This window comes from Streptomyces sp. NPDC002209 (assembly GCF_042890265.1).
Lineage (GTDB): Bacteria > Actinomycetota > Actinomycetes > Streptomycetales > Streptomycetaceae > Streptomyces.
The window spans coordinates 1-20,841 of sequence record NZ_JBIARX010000006.1 but is presented as its reverse complement, the minus strand read 5'-3'; the positions used below and the strand labels follow the sequence as shown (position 1 = coordinate 20,841).

The 20,841-nt window shown below is 74.7% G+C and carries 11 protein-coding genes; 5 read left to right on the top strand and 6 right to left on the bottom strand.

Annotation, left to right across the window (positions count from 1 at the left end):
• Window positions 1-9 precede the first annotated feature (9 nt).
• From trmB to ACFYXK_RS13855, 3 genes are all read right to left on the bottom strand, one after another.
• Entirely contained in the window at window positions 10-834 is an 825-nt protein-coding gene (gene trmB, locus ACFYXK_RS13865; RefSeq protein WP_389411356.1) for a tRNA (guanosine(46)-N7)-methyltransferase TrmB, read from the bottom strand.
• Window positions 835-963: 129 nt separating this feature from the next.
• Window positions 964-2,199: an L-2-hydroxyglutarate oxidase gene (gene lhgO / locus ACFYXK_RS13860; protein WP_389411355.1), complete on the bottom strand. Its 1,236-nt coding sequence runs from the start codon at window positions 2,197-2,199 to the stop codon at window positions 964-966.
• 181 nt (window positions 2,200-2,380) lie between these two features.
• On the bottom strand, window positions 2,381-4,006 hold the full coding sequence (locus ACFYXK_RS13855; protein WP_389411354.1) for a sporulation protein: 1,626 nt from the start codon (window positions 4,004-4,006) through the stop codon (window positions 2,381-2,383).
• A 650-nt stretch (window positions 4,007-4,656) separates the two neighbouring features.
• Between ACFYXK_RS13855 and ACFYXK_RS13850 the strand changes: the two genes are divergently transcribed.
• Together ACFYXK_RS13850 and ACFYXK_RS13845 are read left to right on the top strand one after the other, a co-directional pair.
• Window positions 4,657-6,855, top strand: coding sequence for an asparagine synthase-related protein (locus ACFYXK_RS13850; RefSeq protein WP_389411353.1), 2,199 nt, complete (start codon window positions 4,657-4,659; stop codon window positions 6,853-6,855).
• Window positions 6,856-8,155: 1,300 nt separating this feature from the next.
• Window positions 8,156-11,689, top strand: coding sequence for a BTAD domain-containing putative transcriptional regulator (locus tag ACFYXK_RS13845; RefSeq protein ID WP_389411352.1), 3,534 nt, complete (start codon window positions 8,156-8,158; stop codon window positions 11,687-11,689).
• On the opposite strand, the gene ACFYXK_RS13840 is transcribed toward ACFYXK_RS13845, so the two are convergent.
• Both ACFYXK_RS13840 and ACFYXK_RS13835 read right to left on the bottom strand, forming a co-directional pair.
• Entirely contained in the window at window positions 11,676-13,709 is a 2,034-nt protein-coding gene (locus ACFYXK_RS13840; protein ID WP_389411351.1) for a sigma-70 family RNA polymerase sigma factor, read from the bottom strand. The genes ACFYXK_RS13845 and ACFYXK_RS13840 overlap by 14 nt on opposite strands.
• A 248-nt stretch (window positions 13,710-13,957) precedes the next feature.
• Complete coding sequence (locus ACFYXK_RS13835) at window positions 13,958-14,731, bottom strand: TetR/AcrR family transcriptional regulator (protein WP_389411350.1); 774 nt, start codon at window positions 14,729-14,731, stop codon at window positions 13,958-13,960.
• Window positions 14,732-15,073: 342 nt separating this feature from the next.
• Here ACFYXK_RS13835 and ACFYXK_RS13830 point away from each other — a divergent pair, with 342 nt between their 5' ends.
• The gene (locus tag ACFYXK_RS13830) at window positions 15,074-16,492 is read left to right on the top strand and encodes an NAD(P)/FAD-dependent oxidoreductase (protein WP_389411349.1); all 1,419 of its coding nucleotides are present in this window, start codon (window positions 15,074-15,076) and stop codon (window positions 16,490-16,492) included.
• A 156-nt stretch (window positions 16,493-16,648) separates the two neighbouring features.
• Window positions 16,649-18,418 (top strand): SpoIIE family protein phosphatase, encoded by a 1,770-nt coding sequence (locus ACFYXK_RS13825; RefSeq protein ID WP_389411648.1) that lies wholly within the window; start codon window positions 16,649-16,651, stop codon window positions 18,416-18,418.
• 70 nt (window positions 18,419-18,488) lie between these two features.
• Here the strand turns inward: ACFYXK_RS13825 and ACFYXK_RS13820 are convergent, their stop codons facing one another.
• Window positions 18,489-19,781, bottom strand: a complete 1,293-nt coding sequence (locus ACFYXK_RS13820) for an MFS transporter (RefSeq protein ID WP_389411348.1) — start codon at window positions 19,779-19,781, stop codon at window positions 18,489-18,491.
• Between the two features lie 112 nt (window positions 19,782-19,893).
• Between ACFYXK_RS13820 and ACFYXK_RS13815 the strand changes: the two genes are divergently transcribed.
• Window positions 19,894-20,430, top strand: a complete 537-nt coding sequence (locus ACFYXK_RS13815; protein ID WP_030292304.1) for a MarR family winged helix-turn-helix transcriptional regulator — start codon at window positions 19,894-19,896, stop codon at window positions 20,428-20,430.
• Window positions 20,431-20,841: the final 411 nt, after the last annotated feature.

Here is a 20,841-nt window from a genome sequence, read left to right as displayed (position 1 = left end):
GGTGGTTCTCTACTCGTTCGGGGGCACCTGGCGGCGGCGGGCGAAGAGCAGATCGTGCACGACGTGCCCCTTGTCGAGGCCCTGTCCCTCGAAGCGGGTGAGCGGCCGGAAGTCGGGCCGCGGCGCGTAGCCGCCGTCCGCCTGGGTGTTCTCGAACTCCGGGTGCCCGGTGAGCACTTCGAGCATCTGCTCGGCGTACGGCTCCCAGTCGGTCGCGCAGTGCAGTACTGCGCCCGGGGCGAGGCGGGTGGCGGCCAGGTCGAGGAACTCGGGCTGGATCAGCCGCCGCTTGTGGTGGCGGGCCTTGGGCCAGGGGTCCGGGAAGTACACGCGGAGCCCGGCGAGGGATTCGGGCGCCAGCATCTCGCGGAGCAGGATGACCGCGTCGCCGTTGGCGACGCGCACGTTGGTCATCCCGCCGCGCTCGGCGAGCGCGAGCAGGTTCCCCTGGCCGGGCGTGTGCACGTCGGCGGCGAGGATCCCGGTCGCAGGGTCGGCGGCGGCCATCTGCGCGGTGGCCTCACCCATGCCGAAGCCGATCTCCAGCACGACGGGAAGCCCGTCGAACAGCTTCTCGAGGTCGATGACGGAATGCCCGTCGATGTCGAGGCCCCAGGTCCCCCAGAGCCGCTTCAGGGCTTCGCCCTGCCCGGTGGTCACCCGGCTGCGCCGCGGCTGGAAGCTGCGGATCCGCCGCTCGTGGTGCGAGCCGGCCGGGTCGGGGGCGGGCCCGTCGGGGAAACGGGGCTCGGTCCGCCACTTCGGGGGCACGTAGGAGTTCGCCTCCGGCGTGGTTTCCGGGGCGCTGGGCTGGGGGGTGAGGGACTCAGACACAATCCCCGGATTCTACGGCCCCGCCCCCACCGGCCGCCGCCCTCACCCGCGCCCCCGCTCCGGGACCGGCGTCAGGAGACCCGGACCGGGGTCAGGAGACCCGGAGGGTGTCAGGAGACCCGGAGGGTGTCAGGAGACCCGGAGGGTGGTCAGGGCGCGGCGGGCGATCTCGCGGCCGATCGGGAGCGAGGCCGTCGCGGCCGGCGACGGGGCGTTCAGGACGTGCACCGTCCGCGGCGCGTCCCGGATCAGGAAGTCGTCCACCAGCGTCCCGTCCCGCAGCACGGCCTGCGCCCGCACCCCGGCCCCGGCCGGAGCCAGGTCCGCCGACGAAACCCCCGGCAGGAGCCGCCGTACCGCCTCCGTGAAGGCCTGCTTCGACAGCGACCGGTGGATCTCGCCCACCCCGTACCGCCAGTGCCGCCGGGCCATCCGCCAGGATCCCGGCCAGGCCAGCTCGTCCGCGAGGTCCCGCGGCCGGACCACGCCCCACCCGTACCCCTCGCGGGCCAGCGCCGGCACCGCGTTGGGCCCGACATGGACCCCGCCCCCGATGCCGCGCGTCAGGTGCACGCCGAGGAAGGGGAACGCCGGATCCGGGACCGGGTAGACCAGCCCCCGGACCAGAGAGGGCCGCGCCAGGTCGTAGTACTCCCCACGGAACGGCACGATCCGCATCCCGGGGTCGTCCCCGGCCAGCCGCGCGACCCGGTCGCACTGCAGGCCCGCACAGTTCACCAGGACGCGGGAGCGGACCACCAGCCCGGAGGTGGTGCGGACCGCCACCCCCGACGCCCGCCGCGAGATCAGATCCACCGCCCCGCCGTACACGATCTCCGCCCCGGAGGACTCCGCCAGCTGCTGCGCCACCTGCCCGTAGTCCACGATCCCGGTGGTGCCGACGTGGATCGCGGCCAGGCCGCGCACCTCCGGCTCGTACTCCGAGATCTGCGCCGGGCCCAGCTCGCGCACCGGGATGCCGTTCTCCCGGCCCCGCTGCACCAGTGCGTGCAGCCGCGGCAGCTCCTCCCGCCCGGTGGCGACGATCAGCTTCCCGGTGACCTCGTGGGCGATCCCGTGCTCGGCGCAGAACTTCACCATCTCGGCGGCCCCGCGCACCGCGAAGCGCGCCTTGAGCGATCCCGGCCGGTAGTAGATCCCGCTGTGGATCACCCCGCTGTTGCGGCCCGTCTGGTGGCGGGCCGGGCCGGACTCCTTCTCCAGCACCACCACCCGCGTCCCCGGGGCCAGCTGTGCCAGGGCATGCGCCGTCGACAGGCCGACGATTCCACCGCCGATCACCAGCACATCGCAGTCGACCCTGCCCACGCTGCCCACGCCGCCGCCCAAGCTGCCACCTCCCACCCCTGCATACTGCACCCCGCCACTGACAACGCGTTAAGGGGGTCTCCGGCGGATCATGCCCCGGCCCGGGCCGCCCGGCACCACGCCTCGCCGGGTCGCCGCCGGTCGCCGATGTCTCCCGGCCACCGCCGCAGGCGCTCCCGCCGCAGTGGCCGTGCGGCTCCGGTCCGCCGGACAACCCCTATGCGGGGGCCACCAACAGCGGCCGTGCCCGCTCCCGCAGCTCCGCCACGCGCGGCTCGTCCCCGTACGGCTCGAGCCGGTGCAGCAGGTCCCGTACGTACTCCGTCGTCCGCGCCGAGGAGATGCGGCCCGCGACCTCCACCGCCCGGGTGCCGGCCGCGCACGCCGCGTCCAGGTTGCCCGACTCCAGCTCGGCGACCGCGCTCACCACCAGCCGCAGCCCGTGCGAGCGCACGTACTCCTCCGTCGGCCGCGACAGCGCCTGCTCGGTGAAGCGCCGCACCTGCCGCGGCAGTTTCAGGTCCCGGTAGCATTCCGCCGCATCCGCCGCGAACCGGTCGTACGAGTAGAAACCCAGCCAGGTCGGATCCGGATCGCCCTCCCGCGCCCGCTCCAGCCAGCCCTCCGCCGCCCGCAGCGCCGCCCCGGCGGCCGCCGAATCGCCCGCCTTCGCATGCGCCCGGGCCTCGACCAGCCGGAAGAAGCTCATGGTGCGGGCGGTGGCCAGCCCCCGGTTGCGTTCGACCGCCGCCTGCGCGAGGTCCACGCCCTCGTCCGGGAAGTCCCGGTACGTGGCCTGCAGCGACATCGAGGCGAGCACGTACCCGCCCAGCGGTACGTCCGCGGCCGCGCGGGCCAGGCGCAGCGCCTGGATGTAGTAGCGCTGGGCCGCCTCCTGCTGGCCGGTGTCGAAGGCCATCCACCCGGCCAGCCGGGTCAGTTCGGCGGTCGCACCGAACAGCGCACGGCCCACGTCGTCGCTGTACGAGCCGAGCAGGAGCGGCGCCGCGTCGACGCGCAGGCACTCGGGCACCATCGACGAACGCCAGTCCCCGCCGCCGTACTTGGAGTCCCAGCGGCGCGCGTCCTCGGCGGCCTCGCGCAGCTTGGTCACATCGCTGTGGCCCACGCGCTGCGGCGCCGGGTCCGACAGCCCCACGACGGCGGCCGGCACCGGTGCGGGCGGGGCGTGCGGCGTTTCACCCGAAGACTGCGCGGGCAGACCCGTTGACGAAGACGACGAAGACATCGGCGACGACGCCGGCGAGGCCGTCGGTCCCTGTGCCGGGGCCGGGGTCGGAGCCGGGGCCGCGGGCGCCGTGTTCGCCACCGGCTCGCGCGACGCCACGGTCTCGCGGGGCGGGGCGGGCTCGCGCGCCACCGAACCGTCCGCCGGAGATATCAGCCAGCGCGAAGCGGGCGTCGCGTACGCGGACACCGCGAACGAACCGGCCAGCGACTGCCAGATCCCGCCACCGCCCCGGCGCCCGGCGAGGTCGAGCCGGTACAGATCGGTGGCCGAGCGCACCGCCTCGCCCACGTCCCGCGGGAACGCCAGGCCGACCTCGGGTGCGGGGTCCGCGTCCGCCAGCCCGATCTCGTGCAGCGGCACCGGACGCCCCAGCTTCGCGCCGATCGCGGCGGCGATCAGGTGCGGGGCCGCGCCCTGCGGCACCATCCCCTTGGACACCCACCGGGCCACCGACGTCTTGTCGTAACGAAGCGTCAGGCCGCGCTGTGCGCCGAGGTCGTTGACCCGCCGGGCCAGCCCGGCGTTGCTGATGCCGGCGAGGGCGAGGACGGCGCCGAGCTTCTCGTTGGGCTCGCGGAGCTCCCTGGACATGCGCCACCCCTCGTCACACGCGGAACGCACACAACGCATACGCCGCCGGGGCATAGTTGCCCGGCATTTCGTAAACCCAGCGTAGTTCCCCGCCTCCCAAGCGTTAAGGCCCCGACTTCCGTATGGCGGGATTGTTGTCCGCCTGCACAGTCGGGCCGGGGCCCGCGCCGCGGGCGTACGCCCTCCCCCGTGCTCCGTGCGTGTGGCCGTGCGCCCGTCCGTGCGCTCTGGCCGGTCACCGGGCCCGGCGATTCGATGTGCCGTGCGTGGGTCGGCCCGCTGCGTGGATCCGGCGGGCCGGGGGATGCCGCTACCTCAATCCCCGCGGGTGGCGGAACGGTCCGGGGGGCGAATCCCGTCTCCCGGACCGCGCCCGCGCGCCGCTGCGGTCGGGCGCCCCAGCGCGCGCGACGGCACTCAGTACGGCCGAAGAATGGCCGAAACCGACCTATGGGACGGTGGGAACGGAACGCCAAATACCGTGTGGCCGAGGCATGTTCGTTTGCACGTGCGCCCTCCTCGGCCACTCCCGCACGCCCGTCTCGTGGCAGCATGGACCCCGAGCCACCCGGGGTCCCGTCGGCCGCGCCCTCTGCGCTGACCATGCCGTTCATGCCCCGGTCAATTGCCCACAGGCTGGGGAGGCGGCGGTGCGCTGGTTGGTCGGGTGGAGCAGTATCGCCGCGAGCTTCGGCACGGCCGGCCGGGTCTCCGGCCAGGGCGGACAGGGCTCCGACGGACCTGTGCGCGGCGGCCCCGACGGACCCCTGAGCGGTGGCATCGCGGACGCCGACCACCCGGACGACCCGGCCGCCCGGGACGCCGAACGCACCGTCGTCCCCGTGGGCGCCCAACTGCTCTGGGGAGACCCCGACCCCCTCTGGGCCGTCGGCGACTGGCGCCCCGACGAGATCCGCACCCTCGCCGCCGACCCCGCAGACCCCTTCACCCGGCTCGCCGTCCTCGGCTGCTGCGGCGCCACCGACGCCGAGCTGCGGCGCGCACTCCTCGCCGCCCGCGGGGGAGCCCTGCGCCACCTCACCCAGTGGTCCGGCAGCTACACCGCCGTCGTCCAGACCGGCCGCCGGATCACCGTCGTCGGCGACCTCGCGGGCGCGCGGCCCGTGTTCTACACGCCCTGGGCCGGCGGTACCGCGTACGCCACCGCCGCGCTGCCGCTCGCCGACCTCATCGAGGCGCAGCTCGACATCGGCCATCTCGCGGCCCTGCTGGCCTGCCCCGACAGCCCGGAGGCACTGGGCGACGGCACACCGTACGTCGGCGTACGGCGCATCCCGCCGGGGCACGCGCTGATCCTGCGCGAGGGCTCGCGCGAGATCACCGGGTACGAGCCGGTGGCCTCCCTCGCGGTGGCGGCGCCCGCGGCCGATCCCGAGCGCGCGGTGGAGGGCGTACGGGAAGCATTGGTGGATGCCGTGCGCGCCCGGCTCACGGCACCACGGCATGCCCCCGACACACTGCCCCACGACCCCGGCCCGGTGCCCGGAATGGGCCCCGCCGACCGGCGCGCGGCCCGGGGCGCACCCGCGCCGGTCCCCGGTGTCGGCGCCGACCTCTCCGGAGGCAGCGCCTCCGCAACCCTGGCCCTGCTCGCCGCCGGGCTTCCGGGCGCACCCGGCACGGTGATGAAGCAGTCCGGCGAACGGCTCCTCGCCGTCACCTTCAACGACCTCGCCACCCCCCAGGGCCGCGAGGCCGAACTCGAACGCGCCCGGGCCATCGCCGCCAACCCCCGGCTGCACCACGTGGTCGTGGCCGCCGCCGAGGAAGCCCTCCCGTACGCGGAACTCGACGGCCCCCTCACCGACGAACCCGGCCCCTCCCTCGTCACCGCCGCCCGCGAGCGGCGCCGGCTGGCGGCCGGCTCGGCCGACCACTTCGTCGGGCACGGCGCCCGCCAGGTCCTCGACGCACACCCGGCCCGGCTGGCCGACCTCCTGATGGACCGCCGCCGACGCCACCTGCTGCGCCCGGTCGCCGCCCTGGCCCGCTCGGCACCGGGCGACTCCGCGCTGTCCCTCCTGGTCCCGTTCTCCGTCTACTCCGCGGCCCGCCGGCTCGCCCGTACGCCGTACCGCGCGGGCATGGAGGCGGCCGCGGCCCGGCTGCGCGAAGGGCCGATCGAGGGGGGCGCCTCGAACCCGGTGGACGCCTCGCTGGCCGCCCTGACCTGGTCCCGCCCGGGCCCGGCGGCGGGCTGGCTGACGGGGGAGGCCCTGGCGGAAGTATCGATCCGCCTGGCCACCGCCGCAGGCCGCCCGCCCCTGTCGCTACGCCCGGGCGAGGCCCGGGCGCGCGCTGCGCTGACCCGGCACGCGGCCGACCACCGGGTGTTCGAACAGGCCGTGGAGGTCCGCAGCCAGCGCCTGCACGCCCCGTTCCTGGACAACCAGGTCGTACGGGCCGCCCGCGCGCTCCCGGAATCCCTGCGCGTCCAGCCCGGCGCCCGGGCCGCGATCCTGCGCAGCGTCCTCTCGTCGGCGGGCGTACGCGAACTCCCGCCGGGCTGGGGCGCCCCGGCACACACCCCGAACGAAACGGCGACCCGAGTGGGCCTGCGCGCAGCGCTCACCTCTTTGCTGGCCCTCTTCGCGTCCCCGCTGCTGGCGGACGCGGGCCTGATCGAGGCCCGGGTGGTCCAACAGGCCCTGCTGGACGCGGCGGAGGGCCGCCCCGTCCCCCTGGACGGCCTTGCGGAACTCGTCTCGATGGAACTGTGGCTGGGCCGCCTCCTGGCCCGCCGCGGCACCTGCTGGACGGGTACGTCCACCCCCCGCCGCCGAGCCGTCCCCCAGGGCGTCCCCATCCCCCGCCCAGCCCTCTCCTGACCGGCCCGGCCAGGCTGCCGCGGCCGCGCACCGGGCTTCGGGCCGACCGCGCACCGGTCGTCTGTCCCTGGCCGCGTACTGGTCGTCTGCCCCTGGCCGCGTACCGGGCGGTTCGGCCCCGCGGCCGGGTGCGGGACGCCCTGTGCGTACCGACGCGGGGCCCGGCCGGGCCGCACGCGGCCGCCGGCGCCGGGCCGAAGGGGCGGGAGCCGCGGACGCGGGAGCAGGAAGACCCGACGCGGACACGCGCACGGCAGGCCCAGCGGCCCGCCCCTCTCCCCTGCCGCCCGCTCGTACCGGGCCTGACCGCTGTGATCGACACCCGCCACTACGGGCCCGCACCACTGATGGCCGGTGTGCGGGCAGGGGGCTGTCGCCGACGTGCGTCCTGGCATGTGGGTGGTGGCCGGTGCGGTGGGTCACTGCGGGCAGGCGGGGCAGGCGAACTTCGAGGCCGTCGTGACGGTTGGGGCGGACGGCCCGCAGGCCGCCTCCGGCAGCCCGGAGGCGAATGGCGAGGCCGTCGTGGCCGATGGGGCGGAGGGCCTGCAGGCTGCGTCCGGCGTCCGGCAGCCCGGTAGCCCGGAGGCGAACGGCGAGGCCGTTGTGACCGTTGGGGCAGAGGGCCTGCAGGCTGCGTCCGGCAGTCCGGCAGTCCGGCAGTCCGCAGCCCGGCAGCCCGGCGGCCCGGAGGCGAAGGGCGAGGCCGTCGTGACCGTTGGGGAGGACGGCCCGCAGGCCGCGTCCGGCAGTCCGCCCGGCGGGCAGGGGCGGCCGCGGGCCTGCCTGCGGGGCAACCCGGTCCGCGCGACCGGCCCCGCGCAGCGACACCACCGCCTCCCAGCCGACCGCGCCGAAACTCCCCGGCACCCCGGCCGGCGTGACGGTTGGGGCGGACGGCCCGCAGGCCGCGTCCGGTAGCCCTGAGGCGAAGGGCGGGGCCGTCGTGACCGTTGGGGAGGACGGCCCGCAGGCCGCGTCCGGCAGTCCGCCCGGCGGGGCGGCCGCGGGCCTGCCTGCGAGGTAACCCGGTCCGCGCGACCGGCCCCGACCAGCGACACCACCGCCTCCCAGCCGACCGCGGCGAAACTCCCCGGCACCCCGGCCGGTGTGATGGTTGGGGAGGACGGCCTGCAGGCCGTGTCCGGCAGTCCGCCCGGCGGGCGGGGGCGGCCGCGGGCCTGCCTGCGGGTTAACCCGGTCCGCGCGACCGGCCCCGCGCAGCGACACGACCGCCCCTCGCAGCCGACCGCGCCGAAACTCCCCGTCACGTCGGCCGGCGGCAAGGCAGAATTGTCCGGTGCGGTATCTCATCCTCGGCGTCACCGAAGCCCGTGACGAGACCGGCGCCCCCCTCCCCATCGGCGGCGCCCGCCTGCGCGCGCTCCTCACCGCCCTCGCGCTCCGCGCCGCGGCCGGCGCGCGGACCGCCTCCGCTTCCGCCTCTGCCACCGCCTCCGTCGCCGACCTCGTCGACGAGGTCTGGGGCGACGACCCGCCCCAGGACGCCCCCGCCGCCCTGCAGGCCCTCGTCGGCCGGCTCCGCCGGGCCCTCGGCGGCCGGCACACCGTCCACGCCGGACCCGCCGGCGGCTACCGCCTCGCCGTCGCCGACCGCGACGACATCGACCTGCACCGGTTCACCCGGCTCGCCCGCCAAGGCGCCCAGGAGCTGGCCGCCGACCCCGCCACCGCCGCCGGAACCCTCCGCACCGCCCTCGCCCTCTGGCGCGGCCCCGCCCTCGCCGACCTGCCCGAGCACGCGCGCAGCGCCCACGCCGCCGCCCCCGAAGCGCACCGCACCGCCGCCCTGCGCGCCCGGATCGACGCCGAGCTCCGCAGCGGCGCCACCGACCCGGCGTCCCTCCTCCCGGAGATCGAGGCGCTGATCCGGGAGCACCCGTACGACGAGCCCCTGCGCGCCCACCAGCTCCGCGCGCTGCGGGCGGCCGGCCGCCCCGCCGACGCCCTCGCCGCGTACGAGCGCACCCGCCGCACCCTCGCCGACGCCCTCGGCGCCGACCCCGGTCCCGAACTCGCCGCCCTGCACGCAGAGCTGCTCCGGCCCGCGCCCCCGGCCCCCGCGCCCCCGGCCCACCCGGCCACCGGGCCCTCGGCGTACCCCGCGTCCCCGGCGCCCCCGGCCCCCGCGTCCCCGGCGCCCCCGGCCCCCGCGTCCCCGGCGCCCCCGGCCCCCGCGTCCCCGGCATCTCCCGCGCAGCCCGCAGCCGGCGTGGCACCCCCGGCATCCCCCGCGCCCCCGGCAACCGCGCCCCCGGCCACCGCGCCCTCGGCGTACCCCGCGCCCCCGGCATCTCCCGCGCACCGCGCAGCCGGGGCGCCCCCGGCGGCAACCGCGCCCCCGGCATCCCCCGCGCCCCCGCCGGAGCCGGCCGGCAACCTTCGTCCCCGCCTCACCTCCTTCGTCGGCCGCGAGCCCGAACTGGCCGCCCTGCACACCGACCTGGCCCGCCTCCGCCTCGTCACCCTCACCGGACCCGGCGGATCCGGGAAAACCCGGCTCGCCGAGCACGCGGCCTCCGCCCACCCCGAACCCGGCTGGCTCGTCGAACTCGCCCGCCTCGACCACCCCGCCGCCGTCCCCGGCGCCGTCCTCAGCGCCCTCGGCCTGCGCGAGAACACCCTGGTGGCCCGCGAGAAGACCGCCGCCGCCGACCCCGCCGCCCAGCTCGTCGAGCACTGCGCGAGCCGCCGCCTGCTCCTCGTCCTCGACAACTGCGAGCACGTCATCGGCGCCGCCGCCGAACTCGCCGAGCGCCTCCTCACGCACTGCCCCGGCGTCCGGATCCTGGCCACCAGCCGCGAACCCCTCGGCGTGCCCGGCGAAACGGTCCGCCCCGTCGACCCGCTGCCGCCCGACCCCGCACACCGTCTCTTCGCCGAGCGCGCCGCCGCCGTCCGCCCCGGCTTCACCCCCGCCGAGGACCCGGCCGCCGTCGCCGAGATCTGCGCCCGCCTCGACGGGCTGCCGCTCGCCATCGAGCTGGCCGCGGCCCGGCTGCGGCTGCTCACCCCGCGCCAGATCGCCGACCGCCTCGACGACCGCTTCCGCCTCCTGACCAGCGGCGCCCGTACCGTCCTGCCCCGCCAGCAGACCCTGCGCGCCGTCGTCGACTGGTCCTGGGACCTGCTGGACGAGCCCGAGCGGGCCGTCCTGCGCCGCCTCTCCGTCTTCGCCGGCGGCTGCGACCTCCCCGCCGCCGAAGCGGTCTGCACGGACGACACCCTCGACGTCGCCGACGTCCTCGGCTCCCTCGTGGACAAGTCCCTCGTCGTCGCCACCCCCGGCCCGGACGGCAGCGGCATGCGCTACCACATGCTCGAGACCATCCACGAGTACGCCGCCGAACGCGCGGCCGCACACGCGCCCGACCGCAGCGCCGCCGCCCACCGCCACGCCGCACACTTCCTGGCCCTCGCCGAGAAGGCCGAACCCCTCCTGCGCTCGGCCGACCAGCTCCCCTGGATCCGCCGCATCGAGACCGAGCTCGACAACCTCCGCGCCGCGCTCCTGCACACCACCGAAACCGGCGCCGCCGAGACGGGTCTGCGCTTCACCCTCGCCCTCGGCTGGTTCTGGTGGCTGCGCAACTACCGCACCGAGGGCGCGCAATGGGCGGCCCGGGTCCTGGAATGCCACGCCGCCGAGCCGCCCGAGGGCACCCCCGAGTACTGGCGCTTCATGCGTACGCAGATGCTGCGCGTCCTGCTCCTCGCCGAGGGCCACGCGCCCGAGGAGTTCCGCACCCCGCAGAACATCGCCCTCGCCGACCGCATCCAGCAGGTCTTCCGGAACGCCGGCCCCGAAACCGCCCGCTTCCCCGGCATGCTCTGGCCGATGACCACGTTCCTCACCGGTGACACCCGCGACGTCCGCGACGGGCTCGCCAAGATGGTCGACAACTGCCGCCGCTACGGCGGCGACTGGGAACTGGGCCTCACCCTCATGCTCCGCACCCACGTGACCATCGACCTCACCGGCGGCCTGTCGTCCGTCGACGCCGACCTCGCCGAACTGCACGAGATTGCCCACCGCGTCGGCGACCGCTGGACCCGTGCCCAGGTGGCGAGCGCCGCCGGCGAGGTCGCGCTCTCCCGCAGCCGGTACGACTGGGCCCGCGCCGAGTACGAGGAGTGCCTGCGCCTCGCCCGTGAGGTCGGGGCCCACACCGAGGTGCCCTTCGCCATCGCCCGGATCGCCGAGTCCGCCTTCTGCTCCGGAGACTTCGACGGCGCCGAGCAGCTGCTGGCCGACGTCGCCCGCGAAGTCGAGCCCTACGGCGGGGTGTACGACGTCCGGGCCTACGGCGGCATGCTCGCGGCGATGCTCGCCCTCGTCCGCGGGGACCTCGGGCGGGCCCGTGCCGAGTGCGAGCTGGCTCGCGCCGCCTGCGAAAAGATCGCGGCGCCCCCGCAGCTCACCGCCGGGCTCGGCAACATCGACGCGGTCCTGACCGCCCGCGCACACGGTCCGCAGGCCGGCCTCGCGAAGCTCGGGCCGGTCCTGGCCGCCGCGGTCGCCGCACACTGTGCCGAGCGCGTGCTCGCCTCGCTCGCCGACACCGCGGCCGTGCTGCTGGCCGCCGCCGGGCGCAGTGCCGAGGCCGTACGGGCACTCGCGGCGGCCACCGCCTGGCGCGCGGGGCACCCGCGCTCGGTCCCGGAACAGGCCGCCGTCGGCGGACTCCCGGACGACACCCGCGCCGTGCTGGGTCCCGACCGCTACGAGCAGGAGGCGGCGGCGGGCGCCGGGCTCTCCCCGGCCGAGGTCGCCACCCTCGTCACCCTCGCCACGCAGGTCACCGGCAGCTGATCACGGCGTCGGCCCAGCTCGCCAGCGTCGGCAGGCTGCCCTGCCCGGCCTGCTCCACCACCAGCCGCAGCGTCTTGTGCCCGGCCAGGGAGACGTCGACGGCGGCCGCCGGATCCCCGTACCCGAGGGCGCCCGACCGCCACAGCCGCTGCCCGTCGGCGTAGACGGAGAAGCGCACCGTGCCGTCGGTGAACAGCGACAGGTCGTCCACCCCGGCCCGCGCCGAGAACTCCGTGCACTGCCGGTTGAGGGTGATCTCCACCGAGGAACGGGAGTTCACGGTGATCCCCTGCGCGAACCGCCGGTCCGCGATCCGCAGCCCCCACCGCTGCCACACCCAGCTGCTGCGCCAGGTCTGCAGCTCGGGACCGCTGTGGTCGCCGAACGCGGAGTGTTCGAGCCCCGCCAGCCGGAACCCCTGAGTGGGCTTCGGCGGGGACGGGGATGGGGACGGCTTGGCCGGACTCCGGCTCGGTGCGGGGCTCGGTACGGGGCTCGGCGTCGGCGAGGGCTTCGGCGAGGGCGTCCGGGACACCGGCGGGGCCGGGGCCTTCGGCTCCGGCGCGGAGGGGGTCGCGGACGCGGGAGTCGCGGGCGGCGCGGACGGTACGGAGCCCTGCGCGGTCGGCGGCTCGGCATCGGCCGGAGCCGGGGTGCGCGGAGCCGGGACCAGCGGCACCACGGGCGCGGCCACACTCGGCGCCGGCTGCGCCACGACCCCCGGGTCGGGATCGTCCCCGGCCAGCGCGAACACCACCCCGGCGGCCGCGGCGACGGCGATCCCGGCGGCGATGGCGGCCTTGACCGGCAGCCCGAGCCCCTCGGACACCACCGCACCGCCGACCCCGGTGGCGGCACCCCCGGCGCCGCCACCGGCCCCGGCAGCCCCGGCCCCGGCACCCGCGCTCCCGCCGGCGGCCCCGACCCCGGCGGCACCCGCCCCGGCGGACGGTCCGGCGGCCGATCCGCCCGAGGCCGCGGCCGCAGCCCCCACGCCCCCGGCGGCAACGGCCCCGCCGGCCACGACCCCGGCCGCCTTCGCCGCGTACCCGGCGGCGAACCACCCGATGACCGCGACGGGCAGCAGCGCGGGAATGCCCGCGTTGACGTCCTTGAGCTCCCCGGCGGCGAGCCGGCACTTGGCGCACCCCTCCAGGTGCCCGCGCAGCCCCCGCTCCGCCCGCATCCGCAGCCCGCCGCGGGCATACGCCCCCAGCCGGTCCGCGTACCGCGCACAGTCCCCGCCCGCACTGAGCGCCGAGCTCACATGCGCCTGCAGATAGGCCTGCTTGAGCCCTTCACGGGCCCGGCTGGCCAGCACCGCCGTCGCGTTGGCGCTCAGTCCGAACAGCGGCGCGATCGCACTCGGCGAGGCGTCCTCGACGGTGGTGTGCCACAGCACGGCCTGCCACCGCTCGGGCAGGCTCCGAAAGGCCTGCATGGCCAGCGACTGCTCGGCCACGCGCATCGCCCGGACGTCCGCGCCCAGTTCGAGGGTGTCGTCCCCGGACAGACCGGACAGCCCGCCGCCGACCTCGGATCCCGCGGCCGCCTGCTCCGCGAACACCGCGAAGTCCTCGACGAGATGCTCCCGCCGGGACGTCTTCGCCCAGGCCGCCGCGACCCGCCGCACGGTCGTCAGCAGATACGCGCGCACCGACTGGTCCGGCCCGGCCCCGCCCCGTACCGCCTGCAGCGTCCGGGCGAACACCTCCGCGGTCAGGTCCTCGGCCGTGTGCCCGTCACGGCAGCACGTCCGCGCGTAGCGCCGTACCGAATCGGCGTGCCGGAGGAACAGCTCCTCGTACGCACCGTCGTCGCCCCCGCGCATCCGGGCGATCAACTCGCCGTCGGACGGCGGCAGCTCGCCGCCGGAGCGCCGCGACCCCGCATGCCGCCCGCGCGGTTCGCGCTGAGCCGGGACCTGGCCCGCGACCGGGCCGTCCACCCCGGCCTCGCCGCCGGCACCACCGAACGCGCCGGCACCACCGAGCGGCTCTTCCCGACCGTCAACGCTCATCGCGGAAGCCCCCGCCCGACACACTCACCCGGTACACCGTTCAAGCGTGTCACACGGGGGGCGCGCGCCGAACCCCTCTCCACGCCATCCACCCGTCCGGGCAGCGGCCGGTGAATCCCCGTACCCGGCCCTCACTCCTTCGAGTGAGCGGCCGTTCGGGGATTCGTTCGACGAACCGGTCGGCGGGTGGAGCGGGCATCCGCACGCACCCCTGCGAGGGCCTCCGCGAGGACCGGCTCCCGTACGGCTCAGACCGTCCGGGACCGCAGCCCTTCGAGCAGGATGTCGAGCAGCCGGGACGAGGCCGCCGCCTGCTGCGCCGCGTCCGGCAGGGCCGGGGCGGCCGTCGCTATCACCAGCAGCACATCGGCCACCGTGACATCGCCGCGCAGCTCACCGGCCTCCCGGGCGCGGTCGACCAGCCGGCCGACCACCTCGAGCAGCGCACCCGCACCCGCGTCCTCCGAGGGCTCGTCCTCGAGGGAAGTCCGCGAGCCCACGACGCGCAGCTCGGGAGCCCCGCCGGTCACACCGGCCTGCCGCTGGTGCGGAACCCGGGCCTTCTCCGGCTCCTCGAGGCCGTCCTCGCTCGCCGACCCGACCCGCAGCACCTGCGGCGGCAGCAGCCGCCCGGCGCCCGAGGCCACGGAGGTGCGCAGGAAGCGCGACAGCGCCTGCCACGGCTCCTCCTCCTGGCCCAGCGCGGTCCTTGCCTGCTCGGTCAGCCGGGCGGTCTCTTCCTCGGCTATCCGGCGGACCAGGACGTCCTTGCTCGGGAAGCGCCGGTACACGGTGCCGACGCCGACGCGTGCGCGGCGCGCCACGTCCTCCATCGGGGCCCCGTAGCCCAGCTCGCCGAACACCTCGCGCGCCGCACGCAGCACGTGCTCGAGGTTGCGCTGGGCGTCGACGCGCAGCGGCGTGGAGCGACCCACACCGTGCGTGGTGCCGCCTGTCATCACACGACCGTTGCTCTCGCTCGAGAGTGCGGTCGCAGAACCATGGAAATCGGAAATGTTCATATGTATCCCCCGGTAATCATTTGTCTCCCCCCGGAGACACTCCCCGCCTTCGTGCCGAGGTGGGCCACGGTCATGTGGGCCCCGGTCTTACTCCTCGACGAGATACGAACATAGTTGAGCCAGAGTCAATTCAGAAGAGGCAGCCCCGGACGGACCACCGCCCGATCGGAGCATTCACCCCCACTTTTCCGATCCAAGCCACCGGAATCACCCTCTCCGCACCCCCTGACCTGCGGAACTCCACCCCCGCTCCGGAGGTCCGACAGCCCCGTACCGGCGTCCCCTCCGGTCACACAATGTGTCAGGCCTGTGGACAAACTCCCGGCCACGTTGCGTCATGGGATGGTGAAGGCTGCTAACTCCCGGGGCACGGCCCCCGGTACCCCGCCCCGCACGCGCATCCTCGTCGTCGGCGGGGGCTACGTCGGCATGTACACGGCTCTCCGGCTCCAGCGAAAGCTCAGAGCCGGCGAAGCCGAGGTCACGGTGGTCAGTCCCGAGCCCTACATGACGTACCAGCCCTTCCTCCCGGAGGCGGCCGCCGGCTCCATCTCCCCACGCCACGTCGTCGTCCCGCTCCGGCGCGTCCTCGACAAGTGCCGCATCGTCATCGGCGAGGTCCAGCGCATCGACCACGCCAAGCGGACCGCGACCGTCAGCACCCTCGCCACCGCCGACGAGGGCACCGGCGCCCAGGAGCTCGAGTACGACGAAATCGTCGTCGCCCCCGGATCCGTCTCCCGCGCACTGCCCATCCCGGGACTCGCCGACTACGCCATCGGCTTCAAGACCGTGGAAGAGGCCATCGGCCTGCGCAACCACGTCATCGAGCAGATGGACATCGCCTCCTCCACCCGTGACCCCGCCCTCCGCGACGCCGCCCTCACCTTCGTCTTCGTCGGCGGCGGCTACGCGGGAGTCGAAGCCCTCGGCGAACTCGAGGACATGGCCCGCTACGCGGCCCGCTACTACCACAACGTCAAACCCGAGGACATGAAGTGGGTGCTGGTCGAGGCCAGCGACCACATCCTCCCCGAGGTCGGCCCCGAACTGGGCGTCTACACGATCCGCGAACTGCGCCGCCGGAACATCGACGTCCGCCTCGAGACCCGGCTCGAATCCTGCGAGAACCGCGTCGCCGTCCTCAGCGACGGCGCCCGCTTCCCCACCCGCACCGTCGTGTGGACCGCCGGAGTCAAACCGCACCCGGTCCTCGCCGCCTCCGACCTCCCGCGCAACGAGCGCGGCCGCCTCACCTGCACCGCCTTCCTCACCGTCGACGGCGTCGAACACGCCTGGGCCGCCGGCGACGCCGCCGCCGTCCCCGACATCACCGCCGACGAACCCGGCGTCGACTGCGCCCCCAACGCGCAGCACGCCGTCCGCCAGGCCAAGGTCCTCGCCGACAACCTGCTGGCCTCCCTGCGCGGGGAACTCCTGACCGAATACGCCCACAAGTACGCGGGCTCCGTGGCCTCCCTGGGCCTCCACAAGGGCGTCGCCCACATCTACGGCCGCAAGCTCAAGGCCTACCCCGCCTGGCTGATGCACCGCACTTACCACCTCAGCCGGATCCCCACGTTCAATCGCAAAATGCGCGTCCTGGCCGAATGGACCCTCTCGGGCCTCTTCAAGCGTGAGATCGTCTCCCTCGGCTCCCTCGAACACCCCAGGGCAGAATTCGAACTCGCCGCCGGACACGGCCACAGACACACCCCGCCCCCGCCCGCCCCCAACCCCCCGAAGGACAGCCAGGACTGACGTTGTCAGTGCGGTCGGCCACACTGGACGTGTGACCATAGGTGGGCTCGTACCTGCGCACAGTGACGTTCACCGTGACACCACCGAGCGACACCGGCCAGCGACCGACCACGAGAAGCACAGCGACCACTTGCGACACCACGAGGCTTGAACGCAGTGAACTTCACGCGCTGGAGCGCCCGTTTTCCCGGAACGCAGCGCCGCGCCGCCGCCCGGTCCGAACACGCCGCCGCCCAGGCCAAGCGGGGTGAGGGCGCCGTCCCGGCAGCCCGCGGCGCCGCCGCCCGCCCGGCCACGGCGCCGGACGGCTGTGGGGCCGACCCCGCGGACCCCACGGTCTGCGGCACCGGCTCGGGCGCAGGCACGGGCACCGGCTCGGGCACCGGCGTCCTCGCCGCCGTGCCCTCCCTCGACGAGCTCTCCGTACGGGAGGTCCTCGGCCGGCTCCCGGCCCTCGTCGCCCTCGTCCACGGCCCCGAGCACCGCGTCGCCTACCTCAACGACGCCTACACCGCGGGCTTCGGCCCCCGCCCCACCGGCGCACCCGCCCACGAGGCCCTCCCCGAACTCGGCGAACTCGGCCTCCTCCCGCTCCTCGACCAGGTCCAGCGCAGCGGCAAGCCCCGTACCGCCAAGAACCGCACCGCCCCCGGCGGCGCCAGCTCGTACACGGTCACCTGCACCCCCGTCGAGTTCCCCAAGGCCGACACCGAAAACGGGACCGACCCCCACCACACCGGGGTCCTCATCCACCTCGCCGACGTCACCGACCACGCCGAAGTCGTCGAACGGCTGCGCGCCAGCGAGCGCCGCCAGCGCGAAGCGGCCGTCACCCTCCAGCGCTCCCTCCTCCCGCAGGAACTCGAGCAGCCCGACGACCTCCGCATCGCCGCCACCTACCAGCCCGGCGGCACCGAAGCCGCCGTCGGCGGCGACTGGTACGACGTCATCACCCTCGGCGCCGGCCGCACCGCCCTCGTCATCGGCGACGTCATGGGCCGCGGGGTCCGCGCCGCCGCCGTCATGGGCCAGCTGCGCACCGCCGTCCGCGCCTACGCCCGCCTCGACCTGCCCCCGCACGAGGTGCTCCAGCTCCTGGACGGGCTCGCCGCCGAGATCGACGCCAGCCAGATCGCGACCTGCGTGTACGCCGTCCACGACCCCAACGAGGGCCTCCTCGCGTACGCCTCCGCCGGCCACCTCCCGATCCTCGTCCGCGACGAGGACGGCACCGTACGCAGAGCCGCCGACCCCACCGGCCCGCCGCTCGGCACCGGCGGCTGGCTGCACACCTCGGGCACCATCGCGCTCGGCCCCGGCTCCACCGCCGTCCTCTACACCGACGGCCTGGTCGAACGGCGCGGCGAGGACATCGACGAGGGCGTCGCCGCCCTGGAACGCGCCCTCTCCGGCGCCCAGGGCACCCCCGCCGTCATCTGCGACCGCCTCATGCGCGCCCTCGGCGTCGACGCCGACCACGACGACGACGTCGCCGTCATGGTCCTCCAGCAGCCCGCCCGCACCGGAGCCGACGCCGAGCTGTTCCACAACGCCGCCCTGGAACTCCTCGGCGGCATCGAGGCCGCCCCGCGCGCCCGCGCCTTCGCATCCGGAGTCCTCGCCTCCTGGCGCTTCCCGGTCGAACTGTGCGACCTCGGCGTCCTCGCCGCGAGCGAGCTCGTCGCGAACTCCCTCCAGCACGGCACCCCGCCGATGCGGCTGCGGCTGCGCCGCACCGACCGCCGCCTGATCATCGAGGTCACCGACGGGGACGACCACCTCCCGCGCCGCCGCCGCGCCGAACCGGCCGACGAGACCGGCCGCGGCATCTCGATCGTCGCGACGATCGCCTCCTCCTGGGGTTCCCGCCGCACCCCGGGCGGCGGCAAGGCCGTCTGGTGCGAGTTCGCCCTGCCGGACAAGTAACGGAAACGGGAAGGGCCCGGTCCTCGAGGACCGGGCCCTTCCCGTATCTCCTACACGGTCCACGTATCGCCTACGCGGGCACGCGCTCCGGCTCGGCGGCCTTCACGGCCACCGCCGCCGCCTCGCGCTTCAGCAGCGACGGCCTGTCCTGCACCGGGCTCAGCTGCTTGCCGAGCCGCAGCGCCAGGCACGCGATCCCCAGCGAGACCACGACGAACACCCCGATGTAGAGCATCGGCACGCCCGCCCCGAGCGGCACGCCCAGCGGCCCCAGGGCCAGCGCCATCTGCTTGACCAGCGCGAAGGCGGAGTTGTACTGGCCCACCGAGCCCTCCGGCGCCAGGTCGGCCACCAGCGGGGCCAGGGTCGGCGACAGCATCGCCTCGCCGATGCCGAAGAGCCCGTACGTCGTGATGAACGCGGCCGCGGCCATCATCGCGCTGCCGTGCCCGAGGCCCGAGAACCCGGCGATCAGCCACGCGACGGTCCAGATCAGCCCGACCAGCGCGATCACGCGCGACCGGCGGCGCTTCTCGACCAGCTTCAGCACGACGAACTGCGCCACGACGATCGCACCGGTGTTGGCGGCCAGCGCGAAGCCGAGGGTGGACGGGGAGATCCCGGCGGCCTCGGTACCGAAGGCGGCGAGCCCGGACTCGAACTGCCCGTAGCAGGCGAAGAAGATCACGAAGCCCAGTACGAGCAGCTTGACCATGGCCTTGTGCTCGAGCAGCCGCTTCCACGCGCCGCCCGCCCGGGACTCGTCCCGCGGCACGGCGTCCTTGATGCTCGGCGCGTGCGGCATCCGCACGGTGAGGATGACCCCGGCCAGGACCAGGAACATCACGGCCTCGATGCCGAACAGCAGGGTGAAGCTGGCGGGCCGGCTCTCGTCGACGATCTGGCCGCCGATGAGACCGCCGATGCCCAGGCCCAGGTTCTGCATGAAGAACTGCAGGGCGAAGGCACGCGTCCGGGTGCTCGGGGTCGAGCACCACACGATCATCGTGGCCAGCGCCGGCTGCATCACGGCCTGCCCGGCGCCGAGCGCCAGGGCGGACAGCAGGATCGGCACGACGCCGGTGGAGAGCCCGAGCGACAGGGCGCCCGCCGACGCGGCGACGGCGGCACCGATGACCACGGGGACGGGACCTCGGCGGTCGATGACCCGACCGGTGAGGGGCAGCGCGACCAGAGCACTCACCGCGAAGGCCACGAACGCACTCGTGGCCGCCATGGAGCCCAGACCTCGCACCTGCGCCACGTAGATGTAGAGGAACGGAACCGTGAAACCGATGCCGAACGCGGTCAACGCGTTGCCGGCCTGGATCCGCCGCATCGCAGCGCCCATCACCTTGGTCACTTCTCACCTGCCTTAAGAACTGAAGCCCGAAGACTTCATAGCTAAACTTCGACCCTTAACTCTACACATCGAAGGAGTTAGACGCCAACGGGCTCATGCGATACTTCGAACCATGGGTGACACCCCCGACGGCACTGCGCCCGTCCATGAGCCGAGCCTCGACGAGCAGATCGCCGTCTATCAGCGCGAGTTCCAGGACCTCGATCCCCAGGTCGAGAAGGTGGTCTCGGCACTGAGTCGGCTGAACCGCCGCATGAACGTCGCGTACGGACGCCAGACCGCCGCACTGGGCATCAGCAACGCGGAGTGGGAGGTCCTCAAGGCCCTCGTCATCTCCGGAGCCCCGTACCGGATGGGACCGAGCGAGCTCGCGAAGCAGCTGGGCCTCACGCCGGCGGCGATGACCCACCGGATCGACCGCATGACGGCGGAAGGACTGGTGACGCGCGAGCGGGACGAGTCCAACCGCGTCCGCGTGATCGTGGAGCTCACGGACGAGGGCCGCAGCAAGTGGCTCGACGCCATGCGAGCGGCCACGGTCTTCGAGGAGGACCTCCTCCAGGACCTCTCCACGGCGGAACGGGGCGTGCTGGGCGACATGCTCACCCGGCTCCTGGACCGCGTGGAGGACCTCCAGTCGCCGAGCTGACGGGCCCGCCAACTGCGGGGTTGACACCGACCCCGCGGGTCCGTAAGGTTCTTCGAGTTGTCCCTGAGCCGGAAGGTTTTGGCGACAACGAATCCCGCCGCCTCGTTGCGGCACCCAACTCAGCACGATCTCCCACCGGGAACGAATTCGGCATGCCCGAATTAATTTCCGAAGGCCGATTATGAATCGACCGGGAAATCCACTAGAGTTCAGGGAGTCGGAAGGGCCCAACAGCCCGGAAGACAAACCCCGCTGACTGGGGGTCAGGCCCGAAAGGATCTGATAGAGTCGGAAACGAAGAACGAAGCCCGGAGGAAAGCCCGAGAGGGTGAGTACAAAGGAAGCGTCCGTTCCTTGAGAACTCAACAGCGTGCCAAAAATCAACGCCAGAAGTTGATACCCCGTCCACTT